This window comes from Rickettsia endosymbiont of Ixodes scapularis, from assembly GCF_000160735.1.
GTDB classification, from domain to species: domain Bacteria; phylum Pseudomonadota; class Alphaproteobacteria; order Rickettsiales; family Rickettsiaceae; genus Rickettsia; species Rickettsia tamurae.
In genome coordinates this window covers 13487-28316 of sequence record NZ_CM000772.1, presented here as the reverse complement: position 1 = coordinate 28316, position 14830 = coordinate 13487, and the positions used below count along the sequence as shown (strand labels likewise).

The window sequence follows — 14830 nt, the reverse complement described above, 5'->3', positions numbered from 1 at the left end:
AGGCGAGGGATTTCTTATCCCCGAAGGGGGACATTAATTATGACCCAAGATAAAAATTTAGCTATTTTTTTCCGAAGTGGAAAATTTGCTTTGTATGGAATACCGGATTTTAATAATAAACAACGAAGAGAATATTTTAGTTTTTCTGAAAGTGAGATTGTAAATATTACAAGCAGTCTACACACCCATATCAATGTTTTTTATGCATTACAACTTGGCTATTTTAAAGCAAAAAAGATATTTTTTCAACTCTCATGGGAAAATATTCCACAAGAGGACTTGCAGTTTATTATATACCATTATTTTGATGATAAAAATTTATCTAAAATTTCTATCACTAATCATGAATATTACACTCAACGTAAAGAAATTATAGGTTTCTTTGGTTACCGATTCTGGACTAAAGACTTCCTGCAGGTACTCCTAAACCAAGCAACTCAAATAATAAAACGTGATATTTCGCCTAATTTTATAGCACGTGAGCTAATTGCTTTTTTAAATAACATCAAAGTGGTACGCCCAGCTTATACTACTCTACAAGCTATAGTCAGTAAAAGTCTTACTGCGGAACGTAAACGTATCAGTGCTATACTAGATAGAGAGCTAAAGAGTGAACATAAAGAGGCTCTAGATCAATTGATGGTAAGTGAAAATACTATTTCAACACTAGCCGGGTTTAAGCAAGATGCTAAAAATTTTGGCTTTAAAATGATGCTAAAGGAACGACAAAAATATAGCACCTTAGAACCTCTATATAGCACTGCTATAGACGTGATACTAAAATTAGATATTTCAAGGCAGAATATTGATAGTTATGTCAATCTTGCTCATTATTACAGTATTAGTAACTTACGTAAGTTGCGGTACAACCAGGATTATTTATATATTTTATGTTACGTGCTTAAACGCTATCAGCAATTAAGTGATAATTTAGTAGAAGCCTTTATCTACCAAGTAAAGAGATTTGAAAAAACTATTCGAGACAAAGTAAAAACTCATTTTGTCGATGAAGCAACAGAATCACAAGAAAAAATAGGAAACCTACTATTGCTTTATGTGGATGAGCAATTTAACGATACGACGTTATTTGTCAAAGTACGTGATCATGCTTTTAAAATTATGTCTCAAGAAGATATTCAAGTTCTTGGGCAAAAGATGCTTAATAAGCTGCACCGCAAGCAAGAATTTAAGTGGCAACAAATTGATAAAGCTCAGAAAAGTTACAAGTAAGGATGAAAAAATACAAAACAAATTCTTCAAACAATTACCGTTTTGTGAAATTAGCGAAGTATTAAACTTTGTGAATAACAATTGCAATTTTTTATCAGCTTTTACCACTTTGCAGCCTCGTTATGCTAAACAAGAACCAAACAATAAGGATAAACTAATCGCTACAATTCTTGCTCAAGCTTTTAACCACGGCAATTATAAAATGTCTCAAATTAGTGATATTTCATACCGCACACTTGAAACAAGTTATCAGCAGTATTTACGGTTATCAACATTGAAAGAAGCAAACGACATAATAAGCAATGCTATCTCAAAGCTTAAGATTTTTCCGTATTATTCTTTAGATTTAGAATTACTTTATAGCAGCGTTGATGGTCAGAAATTTGAACTGGATACGCCCAATATCAAAGCACGTTATTCACGTAAGTATTTGCGAGAAGGTCAAGGTGTTAGTGCTTACACTATTCTTGCAAATCATATACCATTGCAATGTGAGCTTATTGGCACACATGAATATTAAAGTTACTTTGTGTTTGATATTTGGCATAACAATACCTCAGAAATTATTCCAGGAGTGATAACTGGTGATATGCATGTTATCAACAAAGCAAACTTTGCAATCATGAAGTGGTTTGGAGCTGGGTTAAATCCAAGATTCACCAACCTCAATGATCAACTAAAAAATCTGTATTGCGGGGATGATATTAAAGAATACGCACATTGCTTAATTAAACCCATTGCTCAGATTGATATCCAAGTTATTATTGAACAAAAAAGTAGTATTGATCAACTTGTTGCCACCTTGGCACTAAAAGAAATGAATCAAGCTAATTTGATTAAAAAATTATGTCACTTATCACCAGAAAATGCTTTGCGGAGAGCTGTTTTTGAGTACGATAAATTAGTAAGAAGTATCTATACACTAAAATATCTGATGGATAGCCAATTACAGAAAACTGTACGCAAATCACAAAATAGAATTGAATCATATCACCAATTACGAGCTGCTATTGCAAAAGTTGGTGGTAAAAAACAATTACATGGTAAAACAGATATTGATGTAGAAATTATGCGGTAGACTGCTTGCTAATGCGATTATTTACTATAACTCCGTTATTTTATCTGGAGTTCTAGATAAATATGAAAACCTTGCCAATTAAATTATCACTTATGTATCACAATTGTATGTAACTTACTAATTGTTATCTAGACAATAATTTAATTTTGTGGTACGTGTGTATTACACTTGTATCACATGGAGATTGTGTATGTCATCTAAAATTATTGCAATAATAAATCAAAAAGGCGGTGTCGGTAAATCTACTATTGCTGTTAATCTTTCCTTTGGTTTGATAAGTTGGAGGAAGCGTGTTAGGATTTTATTCTTTTCTATAATCTTTAAATACTATAAAATATCATACATATATCCATACTCCACCATCTTAACCCCTACACTATCTGCAAATCTTCGTATCACATGTGAATAGTTATTTCGCACCCAATCAGCCATAAACCTTGTTGGCATGGTAAGTATTAGTGTGCTAGTTTCTTTGCATTCCACAGCTACAGCTCTTGAAAACCATGCCCTATCTATATCTTCCCCTAACTCCTCAATTAAGCCTTGCCTGATAGTGTGCCATGCTGTGTTTGATGGAATAGCACTTAATGATACACCTTCCGGTATTTTAGAAAAAATAGGAGTTTTAGATACATTAACTCGGTCTTTTATTTTTATTTTTTTTCCTTTAGCTAATTCGTTGCTTGTTTTTGGTTCTTCTCCTTTCTCTAACTCTTTTTCTGAATCCTCAACTATATCCACGTAATACCCATTAATGCCATATACTGCTTCTAGCTGCTGGCTTAATATTTCTATTTGTCGCTCGCTTAAATCCAAACTGTTCGGAACTAATGCAGTAACAAAGCTATTGTATTGGTTTGTCTTAAACTCTACCTGTGTTAATATTTTATATGCTGTTTCTGTACCATATCTTCCGGCTATCTTCTTCCTGACTTGCATTTCTTTGCTGGTATCAAATGAGCCCTCTATTGCACTTAAATATTTCTCATATTCTAACTTATCTTTCTCTTCGGCATTTATGTTACAGCCAAATCTGAAGCTAGTATGATTGACAAGCGGTTCTTGATGCTTCTCATTTGCTAGTATCTTCACCATATAGCTTAAGAATATGAATTTGTTCTTAAATCTCTTCTCAGGATATTTGATATAGAGCTTTAACAGTAACTGATTTACGAAGTTATTACTAAATTCCCTATTTGCTCTAAAGTTAAGCGTACTTATGTCTTTTTCTGATAGAGGGTAGAAGTATCTATTTTCAGATATATTTTTAATTATTCTTGTAACAGCTTTGGGGTGTATATTAGAACAAGGTTGTTTAGCACCAATAGAATCTTCAAAATAATTATTATAAGATACAGATGGAAACGAGCTTTGCTCGTTTTCTAAAAACTCTTTTTTAGCATTTTCTTTTAATTGAAGAGTCTCTGAAGAATTATCTACAGATAAATTTTTATAATTCAGATAATTTGCATCTATATTTTCAATAATACTATTTTTTATTACAAAGTTTTTAATATATAATTGACCAGAATCAGTGCAAGGAGGGTCATATTTGGTGCATCCCTTTTCTTGCAAGGATTCCAGGGCGCGATTTATACATACATCACTTGCTTGATCATAAGTCTTGATTATTGTGCTTGTAGTACTTTGTACTATTTGTTGCTGATCAATTTGTTCTTCCTGCTCTTCCTTCCCTTTTTGTTCATGTAGATTATTGTGATTAGTTACACGAGATACATTTAGAAGAGATATTTTCCATAAAGATTTATCGGCTCTGCTGTTATAATCATCATCGCTTTTTATAACTATCTGATATCTATTGATAAGATTATTATATTCTAAATCCTTTAATGCTTTAGAAATACTATTTCGATGTAATTTAAGCTCTTTCTGTAGTTCTTGATATGATATAACAATAGAGTAGGAATTATGAGTTAAAGCACTATCAGAATCGTCATAATCGTACTTATTAACAGAAAATTTATAAATCTTCGTAAAAAGATAAATCATGATCACTTTAGATGTTGCAGAAATACTACAATTAGAATTTAATTGTTTTAAGAACTGATAAGGGACTCTAATAAACATCTTAGTTTTTTCAAGATGTTGTCTCTTTCCTTCTAAGGTAGGTATGAATGTTTTATCTATAGAATCAATATTATCTGACTGAGAGTTATCAATAACTTTATCATCTATATCATCCGCAATACCTAAATCAAATCTATCAGGTTCATATTTAAGATCATTAAAAACCTGAGTAGGAATAGTTGTAGTGATAGTATTACGATTATTTTGTCCTTTATCGTTCTTATCTCTATATATAAGGAAATACCCTTTATCTTCAAGGGATTTCTGTAATACAAATATTTCAGATTTAGAGCAAAATAATCTTTCTGCCCAGCTTTTAGCAGGTAGTGATATAGATCTATTGAGTCCTTTAGATGAGTTAATACAAGAAAGAGAATCAGCTAAGATATAATACATCTTCTCTTGAGAAGATAACTCTTTGCTTGATAATATGTGCGATAAGATACATCCAGTTATTGGTATGTATGATTGATTCTTTGTGGTATTAAGGTATTTATGTATACCTATATCCTCACTTGGGTGGCCAAGTGGATAAAATAATTGCATTCTATGCTCCTTTTATGGAGCTAAGTACCTAAAACCCTTGACTTTTTTATAAAAAAGTGATACACATACAAATGTAGATAGCAAAATGTTGGATGCATTTTATTTAAAATATCTTCATTCTTGTGGGTGTTGGGTTTCTATATATTTAGAAACTTAACTCCTCTATTTTATTCCTTATGCTTCTGTAGTTTTATAGATGCTAATTTTTCCATTATAGCACTAGTAATCCAAATAGATCTGTCTTGATTTTCCTGAGTCCTATAATTATCTAATTCTATTAATAACCTTTCGGGTATGTTAATTGAAATTTTAACTTTTCTATCAGAAGTAGATTTTTTGTTCACTTAGATACATCATTTTAAATTAGACTTTAATATACGCGAGTTTCGTATTAAGATGCCTAAATTATGGTTAATGAATATGCTATAATGCTTATCCTTTCAAGGTTTGTAAGAGGTGTGACAAGTTTTACAATTTAATAGTTATAGTCAAAAAAGACAATTTACTAAAAATTTATGCAGTTTTAAGTACATTTTATAACAAAAACAGTATTATCAAGATCCACGTAACCCAGTTACTATCAGCTATTCAGTTTCTCTATTAATACGAAACTCGCGTTAATATACACTACAGCAGTTATTTTTATAATACAACAAAAAATATTATTTATTTATATGTTTTGTAATATTTTTAACTATATTTTATAATATACGTATTACATTAGTAATACACAGGTAATATTATCTTGTTATGAAGAGGAATTGATATAGCTAGTTAGTTTTTTTATATTAGAATCTAAATTATCTGATATAAAATTAATTAAACCTCTAATAACTTCAGAATCTGAATACATTTTTCTATAATTATGATTATTAACTACTTTAACAATTTTTATAAGATTTTCTGCATCTAGTTGTCTTAAACGAAAGGTTTTTGTCTTATAATGCGTTGTTTTATTATTGGATGAGGTAATAAATCCACTTTTTTCTATAGGTTTTTCTGCAATTATTTTTGCAACAGTTTTTGAAAGTTTACTTTCTGCTAATGGATTTATTTTAGATTTATGCATAATGTATTACCTCTTCTACTAGTAAACTAAAATCTTGTGCACCTTTTGAAGAATTATTAAATATTTGTATAGGAAGGTTATTAATTTGGGCTTGGTTAATCGCTTCATTTTTTCTAATAATAGTCGTTAATAAATGTTCATCCAGAGCATTTAACTGTTCATTAATGTACCTATTAGTTTGAGAATTTTTTTGTTCATATAAATTTTTTAAAATAAAAAATTTATAATCATGATCCTCCTTTATTTCCTGTATCGCTGTTAATAAGTCAGCCATTCCATCTAGTGAATACCTCCCATAATTTGTAGGAATAATTATTGAATTTGCACAATATATAGCATTTACGGCTAAAATTCCTAGCGTTGGTGGGCAATCTAGAATTATGTAATCATAATCTTTTTTTATATTATTTAAGTGATTTTGTAATATTCTCTCTCTGTAAACAGTACTACTAATTTGCTCAATAACAGTTGCAAGTTTTATATTAGAAGGAATAATTTTTAAATTATTTAATTTTTCATTATGTACTATTGCTTCTAATATTAGATTATTAATATCTATCTTCTTATTAATAAAAGCAGTAGCAATTGTTTTATCATATGAAACTGTTTCCGGGCAATATATACAACTAGAATGAGCCTGAGGATCAAGGTCTATAAGTAGTACGCGCGATGTTTTCTTATATAAACCAAAGGAAAGATTAACAGCAATAGTAGATTTACCGACACCGCCTTTTTGATTTATTATTGCAATAATTTTAGATGACATACACAATCTCCATGTGATACAAGTGTAATACACACGTACCACAAAATTAAATTATTGTCTAGATAACAATTAGTAAGTTACATACAATTGTGATACATAAGTGATAATTTAAAGTAATAAAGATTAGCAAAATAATAATACACTTGTAATACATAATGAAAGTTATTGGTTGTTTGTAGGATAGCGTCCTATTATGTAATCCACAGAGACATTAAAATAATCAGCAATTGCTATAATGACATTAGTGCTAAGCATTTTATGATGAGAGTTTGCTTTTAAAAAACAATGTATTGTTGTTTTACTAAAACCAATATTTTTGCTTAAAACCTTACTACATGACAATTTTTAGAGATGTAAGGACTAAAGGATTGAATTTTGCTGATAATTCATGATGATAACGGGGAAAGAACTTGGTTTACATATGAAAGATCATTCCGCCCCTCTAGTCGAATTATTACAAAAACATATTTCGCTTAATTTATCAAGAGCAAAATGTTTAGGATTATTTATCATTTCAATGCTTAACAGCAGGACAGTAAACATGTCATTGTTATGCAATAGAATGCCGTCTGGGATTAAAGCAGCTTCATGGTATAGAAGGATGCAAAGATTTATCTCTGAAATCTCAATATCATGGAGAGTATTACCTGTTATGTTAGTCATGATGACTGGGTTTGAGCAGGAGCAAAAATTCAAATAAGATACGTTTTTCGAGTTAGAGAAAATGGACAATATATCAGTAATGTAAGGGGAAAAATGGTTAAAATACAAGAGTTATTTCGCCCTCTAGCCATAGGATCGCATGTGAGTTTGTCACAACGTAGAATTGATACAAAAGGTGAAATATTTAATGTAGTAGGGATCAGAAATAAGAAGAGTGAACTTGCAGTCTTAATACATAGTGATGAGATCAAAAATCCTGCTGAGATATATGCTCAAAGATGGCAAATTGAAACAATGTTCAAAGCTTTTAAATCAGCAGGATTCAACTGTGAAGCAACTCATATTACTAATGATTTACGATTAGATACATTGATGCAAATATTGTCTATTGCATTTTGCCTAGCTTATCAAACTGGAGAGATTATAGTTTTAGATAAACCAATAGTTATTAAAAAACATGGTTATAGGCAAAATAGTATATTTCGTGTTGGATTAGATACATTGGTTAATATCTTGTATAATATTTCTACTCAATTAGTACGTTGGATACAGCTGTTGTCCTTGATATTCCAATATCCAAAGATGATAAAATGAAAAATTGTCATGTAGTAAGCAAATTTCCAATTCGTTCTATCTAAACACAATACCCATTTTTGCTCCTGCTCAAACCCAGTCATCATGACTAACATAACAGGTAATACTCTCCATGATATTGAGATTTCAGAGATAAATCTTTGCATCCTTCTATACCATGAAGCTGCTTTAATCCCAGATGGCATTCTATTGCATAACAATGACATGTTTACTGTCCTGCTGTTAAGCATTGAAATGATAAATAATCCTAAACATTTTGCTCTTGATAAATTAAGCGAAATATGTTTTTGTAATAATTCGACTAGAGGGGCGGAATGATCTTTCATATGTAAACCAAGTTCTTTCCCTGTTATCATCATGAATTATCAGCAAAATTCAATCCTTTAGTCCTTACATCTCTAAAAATTGTCATGTAGTAAGGCTTAAAACATAAGTTGATATATCATTTTGAGCTATTTTTTCTTTTAAAAAATTACAGAGATTAGAATTTATATCATGTAAGTCCAGATTATTAAAAGATACTGTCAAATTTATTGCAGGTAAAAAGTTGCGTCTACCTAATATCTGATCAACCGAACAATTAAACGCGAGTTTCGTATTAATAGAGGAACTGAATAGCTGATAGTAACTGGGTTACGAGGATATTAGTAATATTGTTTTTGTTATAAAATGAAATTGCTTTAGCAATGAATTTATATCAAGAAACATGAGAAGTTATAGAAAGAATAGTCATAGTCAGTATGATTTAAAAGTACATCTTATATGGATACCAAAATATAGGAAGAGAGTATTGATAGGCAAAGTAGCGGAAAGGGCTAGAGATTTACTAAGGCAGATTTGTATGGAACATGAAGTATATATAATTTCAGGGAAAATATCATGTGATCACGTGCATATGTTTATCTCATATAAATCACAAATATCTCTTAGCAAGTTAGTACAGTATTTAAAAGGTAGTAGCTCAAGAATTTTATTGCAAGAATTTGCTCATTTAAGAAAACAATTTTGGGGCAATCATTTGTGGGCTAGGGGCTATATGGCGGTCAGTTCAGGTAATATAACTGATGAAATGATACAGCACTATATTGATGAACAGGAAGGTGAACCTGTGAATGATGATCGATTTCTAATCGATTCCACTTTATAACCCCTCAGCTTATAGCTGAGGGTTCTTTAGTTATACATATTGTATTTATTATGCTTATAATGTCCATTATATAAATATCTTTTTTATATCAAAAAGATTCATTGTATGAAAAACTATTATTTTAGTGAAAGTACTATAAAATACGTTAAGACAAAATCAATCAAAATTAAGGTATTTTAGGATGATTTATGGATATGTTCGTGTTAGCACTCATGAACAAAATTTAGAGAGTCAGAAAAATATGATTAGCCGATATGGTATGGATCATAAATTTATAGTTGATGAATGGATTGAGCTTGAGATGTCATCACGTCAATCTACTGCTAAAAGACGCATAGATGAATTATTAGAAAAATTGTCACCTAAAGATATTGTAATCGCATCTGAATTATCACGTTTGGGACGCTCAATCAAAGAAACCTTGAATATTGTTGAAACAATTACACAAGAGAAACAGTCGAGGCTTATTCTTATCAAGCAAAACCTAGACTTAAATCCCAAAGACAAAAATAATGTTACCAACAAAATTTTAATCACCGTATTTTCTATGACAGCAGAGTTGGAACGTGATTTTATATCGGAGCGTACTAAAGAAGGCTTACGTGCTAGGGTAGCAAAAGGCATTAAACTTGGTAAACCTAAAGGAACATTACAAAAATCAATGTATGATAACGATCAAGAAAAAATCTTTCATTTGTATAAACTTGGCGTGCCATTACATAAAATTATTTCTACCCATCTTGAATATGGCAAATATTTATCACTTAAAGAATATATTGAAAAACGAGAAGCAAAAATTTCAATTTCTTGAAATCAAAAAAATCTGGGGTTCTACGTCAGAACACCCTATTGGGAAAGTTTTACCCAAGCGTCTTGGTCTTGTGATTAAAATTACCTCTCCGCTGTCTTCCAGCAATTCTTTGATCATTAAGCTCTTATCGACAAATACATCACTATTTAAGCGAGTTTCGTATTAAGATGCCTAAATTATGGTTAATGAATATGCTATAATGCTTATCCTTTCAAGGTTTGTAAGAGGTGTGACAAGTTTTACAATTTAATAGTTATAGTCAAAAAAGACAATTTACTAAAAATTTATGCAGTTTTAAGTACATTTTATAACAAAAACAATATTACTAATATCCTCGTAACCCAGTTACTATCAGCTATTCAGTTCCTCTATTAATACGAAACTCGCGTTTACTACCATTCTGTAAACTTTTTAAGCTTGCTATTTTCTGCTCTGCTACTTTTCGTGCTCCGGGCGATGGTGGCGTGTTCTCTAATAATACTTCAAAATCTTTATCTCTTGCTTGACATGCTATAGCGTCTAGTACCATCCTTTTATCTACGATTGCATTCTCATATTTAGGGCCATGGCTTTGTTATACTCTATAATTGCTTCTTGGTATTTTTTAAGTCCGTATAACGCATAACCTTTATGGCAAAATGTAGGGGCATACTTAGGATCTAATTATATTGCTTTATTACTACACTTAATTGCTTCGTCGTACTGTTTTAAAAAATTATAAGAGTTGCCTTTGCTGTAATAAGCTATTGCATTATCAGGCTTTTTTTAAGCCAAGTCGTTCAAACAATTGGTTATCTTGCTCTGGAATAGGGTTACCCGCGGTGAGTAATTTTTCACCATAAAATATAGAGTTTGCTCCTGCCATAAAGCATAAAGCTTGTAATTCATCAGACATTTGCTCACGCCCTGCGGAAAGTCTAACATAAGATTTAGGCATTAATATTCTGGCAAGTGCAATTGTTCGAACAAAGTCAAAAGGATCTATATCTTCTTGATTTTCAAGGGGTGTGCCTGGAATTTTTATCAGTTTGTTAATGGGAACAGATTCTGGCGATTCCTCTAAATTTGCAAGAAGAGTCAGCATTTTTATACGATCTTCATTTGTTTCACCCATACCTATGATACCACCACAACAAACCTTAATACCAGATTTTCTGACTAATTCTAATGTATTTAAGCGATCTTCAAAAGTACGAGTTGTAATTATTTGATCATAAAATTCAGGTGAAGTATCTATATTATGGTTATAAAAATCAAGCCCTGATTCTTTAAGCATAAGTACCTGAGAATCTTTTAATAACCCAAGAGTTACACATGTTTCTAAACCTAGCTTTTTGACTTCTGTTATCATTTCGCAAACAATTTTTAAATCTTCATCTCGTGGTCCACGCCATGCAGCCCCTATACAAAATCTACTACTTCCTGCATCTTTTGCTCTTTTAGCTGCAGCAACCACTTCTTCTTTTTTCATAAGTGGCTCTTTTTTTAAACCTGTGTTATAATGTGCAGACTGAGGACAATAAGAACAATTTTCTGGACAACTTCCTGTTTTTATATTTAAAAGAGTACTGATTTGTATTGTAGCAGGAATAAAATAATCTCTGTGTATTTTTTGAGCTTCATAAAGAAGCTCTATTAAAGATAAATTGAAAATTTCTTTTGCCTGTTGTAAAGTCCATTTTTTTTGCATAAGCGTGAATTTAAATGTATGAATTATATAAACAATATTTATCTACGCTATATAATACAGAAAAATATCGTAAATTACCAGATCTAAAATATCTAGACCAAAAATCTTACTTAAATTTCTCTACAAATGATTACCTTGCTTTAAGTCATCATCCTGAAATTATTAAGGCAGCAAAACTTGCTTTAGATGATTTTGGGGCTGGAGCTACTGGTTCTAGATTGCTTTCAGGCAATAATAAATTATTTGAATCTTTAGAAAATAGAATTGCACAAGACAAGCAAACAGAGGCAGCCCTTATCTTTAATTCTGGCTTTCAAACAAATTTTAGCGTTCTATCTAGTTTACTTGATTCAAAAATTCTAAACGCAAGACCTCTAGTATTTTTTGATAAATTAAATCATTCTAGTCTATATCAAGCAGTTTTTTTAAGTGGCGCTGAGCTTATTAGATACCACCATAATGACATAGAACATTTATCCTCTCTTCTAAATAAACACGAAAATGACCAAAAGCCAAAATTTATTGTCACAGAAACTATTTTTGGAATGGACGGAGATATCTTGCCTATTCATGAAATAGTAGCTTTAGCTGAAAAGCATCGCGCTTTTTTATATTTAGATGAAGCGCATGCTACTGGTATTATTGGTCATTATGGATATGGTTTATCAACGATAATTAATATAAAACATATTCCTCATCTTATCATGGGGACTTTTAGCAAAGCTTTAGGAGGTAGTGGAGGTTATATAGCTTGCACCCAAATATTAAAAGATTATTTAATAAACAAAGCTCCAGGTTTTATTTATTCTACTGCGAGTTCTCCTATGGTAATAGGTGCTGCAAGTAAAGCTTGGGATATGATAAAAGATTTTGAACAGGAACGTAGGTATTTATTTTCCTTAGGCGCTACTTTGCGAGAAGGTCTTACAAATCTAGGTTTTAATATTGGTCTATCATCTTCGCATATTATTCCAATTATTTTAGGTACAGAAGAATTAGCGACTAAGGCAAAAGAAAATCTGTTACGAAATGGGATTATTACTTCTTGCATTAGACCACCAACTGTCCCTCCTGGATCATCACGCATCCGTATTGCGCTTAATGTAAGTCATAAAAAACAAGATATAGAACAGCTTCTTAAAGTATTTAAAACTTTATGAAAAGATGCTTTATTTTTTGCCATGGATTTGGCTTTGATAAAAATTTCTGGAAGAATTTGACTCCCTATTTTTTAGGAGAACAATGTATATATTTAGATTTAGGATATTTTGGAGAAAAATTTGAACCTAATTTAGAAACTAACAATGTTGAATTGATAGGAATTGGTCATTCTTTGGGACTTGCTAAACTTTTAACACTGAATAAGAACTTTGATTATTTGATAGGACTTAATAGTTTTATAAATTTTCTTGGTAATGATCAAAAATTACATTTAGTAAGAAAATATGAATTACAAACTTTAACAGATCATTTTATAGCATCACCAATTAACACTCTAAAAAATTTTTATAAAAGATGTGGCGTGTTTGAAAGGGAAAGAATAGCAAATATTAATAAACAAATAGCCTTAAATGATTTAGAATTTTTATATAATGAATTCTATATTCCGACTGAAATACGAACACTTATTATAGGTTCTAAAAATGATGTTATCGTTCCTCCTGAAATTTTATTTGATAATTTTCACATATACCCTAATATTAATATCCAAATGATGGATATGGGTATGCATCTACTTGGATGGTTAGAAGCAAAGAGTATTTATCAAAGAATAATGAGCTTTTTAAATGGTACTGATTAAAAGAAAAATTCAGACAAGATTTGATACCGCAAGTAATTCTTATGATAATGTAGCAAATGTTCAAAAAGAAAGCGCACATATTTTAGTTACAAAATTGTATGAATTTGACCACAAATTCTATCCGGAAACGATTCTAGATTTAGGAACAGGCACAGGATACGTAACGGAAGATTTATTATCATATTATTCTGAGTCTTCGTATACACTTAATGATATTGCACCAAACATGATAAAAATAGTGCAGAATAAATTTTGTAAACTTAAGAAGTTTAATTTTTATATAAGTGATATGGAATATGGAGATTTTCAGAATCATGATCTTATCATTAGTAATTTTGCACTGCAATGGGTGAGTAATCTAGAGGCGACACTTCAAAAATTCTATGCGCAGTCAAAAATATTTTCTTTTTCTTGCTTACTTGATGGAACTTTTAAAGAGTGGCAGGATATTCTAAAAGATTATGGGTTACCTACAGTGCTTAAACAATATCCGATTGAAAAAAATTTAGTCAGTTTTTTATTAAATTTTGAACTAAGTAATTATCATTTTAGCATCAAAGATTTTCAGCTAACATTCAAAAATGCTTATTTCTTTGTAAAATATTTACAAAACTTAGGTGCTGGCACAAGCTCTACAACAATACCTCTAAATAAAATAAAAAATCTCATTAAAAATCATGATCAGGAATTTAGCATAACGTATAAAATATTTTTTGGAATAATGAAAAGGTTATAATGCAAGTTTTTATTACAGGTACAGATACAAACATAGGTAAAACTTTTATATCTAGTTGGCTATGTCTACATACTGGGTACGAATATTTTAAACCGATTCAAACTGGATGTTATGAAGGCACTGATAGTAATACTATATCCCGTTTTACAGATAGCAAGATACATAAAGAAACATATCTTTATCAAGAACCATTATCACCTCATCTGGCTGCAATGTTTGAGAATAAAGAAATTGATATAAGCAAAATTCAGTTACCAAAAACTAAGAATTTAATTATAGAGGGTGCAGGCGGATTATTAGTTCCTATTAACCGGAATTATTTAATGATTGACTTAATAAAGCTTCTTTCTATACCTGTTATTCTTGTTGCAAGTTCCGAGCTTGGCACTATTAACCATACTTTATTAAGTTTAGAGGCTTTAAAAAGCAGAAATATAGAAATACTAGGATGTGTTGTCAGCGGTAAGTTAAATCAATATAATTGTGATGCGATAGAGTTTTACGGCGCAACAAAAATTTTAATTCAGTTTCCTTATTTACCTGAAATTAATAAGGATGTTTTAAGAAAAATACCTTTAACACAGAATTTACAACAAATATTGAAAATTTGA

15 protein-coding genes and 4 pseudogenes are annotated in these 14830 nt (G+C 30.6%); 11 read left to right on the top strand and 8 right to left on the bottom strand.

The window, feature by feature from the left end:
• The first annotated feature begins 39 nt into the window (after positions 1–39).
• The 3 genes and pseudogenes from REIS_RS11540 to REIS_RS14655 all read left to right on the top strand — a co-directional run.
• On the top strand, positions 40–1230 hold the full coding sequence (locus REIS_RS11540) for a DUF4158 domain-containing protein (protein ID WP_008581486.1): 1191 nt from the start codon (positions 40–42) through the stop codon (positions 1228–1230).
• A 70-nt stretch (positions 1231–1300) separates the two neighbouring features.
• A pseudogene (locus tag REIS_RS16125) lies at positions 1301–2308 on the top strand (Tn3 family transposase).
• 190 nt (positions 2309–2498) lie between these two features.
• Positions 2499–2612 (top strand): annotated as a pseudogene (locus tag REIS_RS14655) (ParA family protein); the annotation flags it as partial.
• Positions 2613–2635: 23 nt separating this feature from the next.
• Here the strand turns inward: REIS_RS14655 and REIS_RS09660 are convergent.
• The 3 genes from REIS_RS09660 to REIS_RS09650 all read right to left on the bottom strand — a co-directional run bounded on the left by REIS_RS09660 (position 2636) and on the right by REIS_RS09650 (position 6777).
• Entirely contained in the window at positions 2636–4942 is a 2307-nt protein-coding gene (locus tag REIS_RS09660; RefSeq protein WP_008581481.1) for a DnaA N-terminal domain-containing protein, read from the bottom strand.
• 748 nt (positions 4943–5690) lie between these two features.
• Positions 5691–6011 carry a hypothetical protein gene (locus REIS_RS09655; RefSeq protein ID WP_008581477.1) on the bottom strand — a complete coding sequence of 107 codons (321 nt, stop codon included), beginning with the start codon at positions 6009–6011 and terminating at the stop codon, positions 5691–5693.
• Positions 6004–6777, bottom strand: coding sequence for a ParA family protein (locus REIS_RS09650; protein ID WP_233466370.1), 774 nt, complete (start codon positions 6775–6777; stop codon positions 6004–6006). Before REIS_RS09650 ends, REIS_RS09655 begins: the two co-directional genes overlap by 8 nt.
• 388 nt (positions 6778–7165) lie before the next feature.
• On the opposite strand from REIS_RS09650, the pseudogene REIS_RS09645 reads away from it, so the two are divergent.
• Together REIS_RS09645 and REIS_RS14650 are read left to right on the top strand one after the other, a co-directional pair.
• Positions 7166–7471: pseudogene (locus REIS_RS09645) on the top strand (transposase); the annotation flags it as partial.
• Positions 7472–7533: 62 nt separating this feature from the next.
• A complete protein-coding gene (locus REIS_RS14650; protein ID WP_008581471.1) occupies positions 7534–8034 on the top strand; it encodes a transposase in 501 nt (166 codons plus the stop codon).
• Here the strand turns inward: REIS_RS14650 and REIS_RS13570 are convergent.
• On the bottom strand, positions 7971–8393 hold the full coding sequence (locus REIS_RS13570) for a hypothetical protein (protein ID WP_008579489.1): 423 nt from the start codon (positions 8391–8393) through the stop codon (positions 7971–7973). The genes REIS_RS14650 and REIS_RS13570 overlap by 64 nt on opposite strands.
• A 347-nt stretch (positions 8394–8740) precedes the next feature.
• Here REIS_RS13570 and tnpA point away from each other — a divergent pair, with 347 nt between their 5' ends.
• Complete coding sequence (gene tnpA / locus REIS_RS09630) at positions 8741–9181, top strand: IS200/IS605 family transposase (RefSeq protein ID WP_008579210.1); 441 nt, start codon at positions 8741–8743, stop codon at positions 9179–9181.
• A 181-nt stretch (positions 9182–9362) separates the two neighbouring features.
• A complete protein-coding gene (locus tag REIS_RS09625; RefSeq protein ID WP_008581469.1) occupies positions 9363–9992 on the top strand; it encodes a recombinase family protein in 630 nt (209 codons plus the stop codon).
• A gap of 45 nt (positions 9993–10037) precedes the next feature.
• Here the strand turns inward: REIS_RS09625 and REIS_RS14645 are convergent.
• The 4 genes and pseudogenes from REIS_RS14645 to bioB all read right to left on the bottom strand — a co-directional run.
• Positions 10038–10139, bottom strand: a pseudogene (locus REIS_RS14645) (AAA family ATPase); the annotation flags it as partial.
• Between the two features lie 208 nt (positions 10140–10347).
• Positions 10348–10521, bottom strand: a complete 174-nt coding sequence (locus REIS_RS13560; protein WP_008581467.1) for a hypothetical protein — start codon at positions 10519–10521, stop codon at positions 10348–10350.
• Positions 10522–10655: 134 nt separating this feature from the next.
• A complete protein-coding gene (locus REIS_RS17585) occupies positions 10656–10739 on the bottom strand; it encodes a tetratricopeptide repeat protein (protein ID WP_081819185.1) in 84 nt (27 codons plus the stop codon).
• Between the two features lie 7 nt (positions 10740–10746).
• Positions 10747–11682, bottom strand: a complete 936-nt coding sequence (bioB, locus tag REIS_RS09620; protein ID WP_008581465.1) for a biotin synthase BioB — start codon at positions 11680–11682, stop codon at positions 10747–10749.
• A gap of 14 nt (positions 11683–11696) precedes the next feature.
• On the opposite strand from bioB, the gene REIS_RS09615 reads away from it, so the two are divergent.
• From REIS_RS09615 to bioD, 4 genes are read left to right on the top strand one after another with little or no spacing between them, the layout of a single operon-like run.
• Entirely contained in the window at positions 11697–12842 is a 1146-nt protein-coding gene (locus REIS_RS09615) for an aminotransferase class I/II-fold pyridoxal phosphate-dependent enzyme (RefSeq protein ID WP_008581464.1), read from the top strand.
• Positions 12839–13483 (top strand): hypothetical protein, encoded by a 645-nt coding sequence (locus tag REIS_RS09610; RefSeq protein ID WP_008581462.1) that lies wholly within the window; start codon positions 12839–12841, stop codon positions 13481–13483. Before REIS_RS09615 ends, REIS_RS09610 begins: the two co-directional genes overlap by 4 nt.
• Entirely contained in the window at positions 13470–14219 is a 750-nt protein-coding gene (locus REIS_RS09605) for a methyltransferase domain-containing protein (protein WP_008581461.1), read from the top strand. The genes REIS_RS09610 and REIS_RS09605 overlap by 14 nt, the downstream gene beginning before the upstream one ends.
• A complete protein-coding gene (gene bioD, locus REIS_RS09600) occupies positions 14219–14830 on the top strand; it encodes a dethiobiotin synthase (protein WP_008581459.1) in 612 nt (203 codons plus the stop codon). Before REIS_RS09605 ends, bioD begins: the two co-directional genes overlap by 1 nt.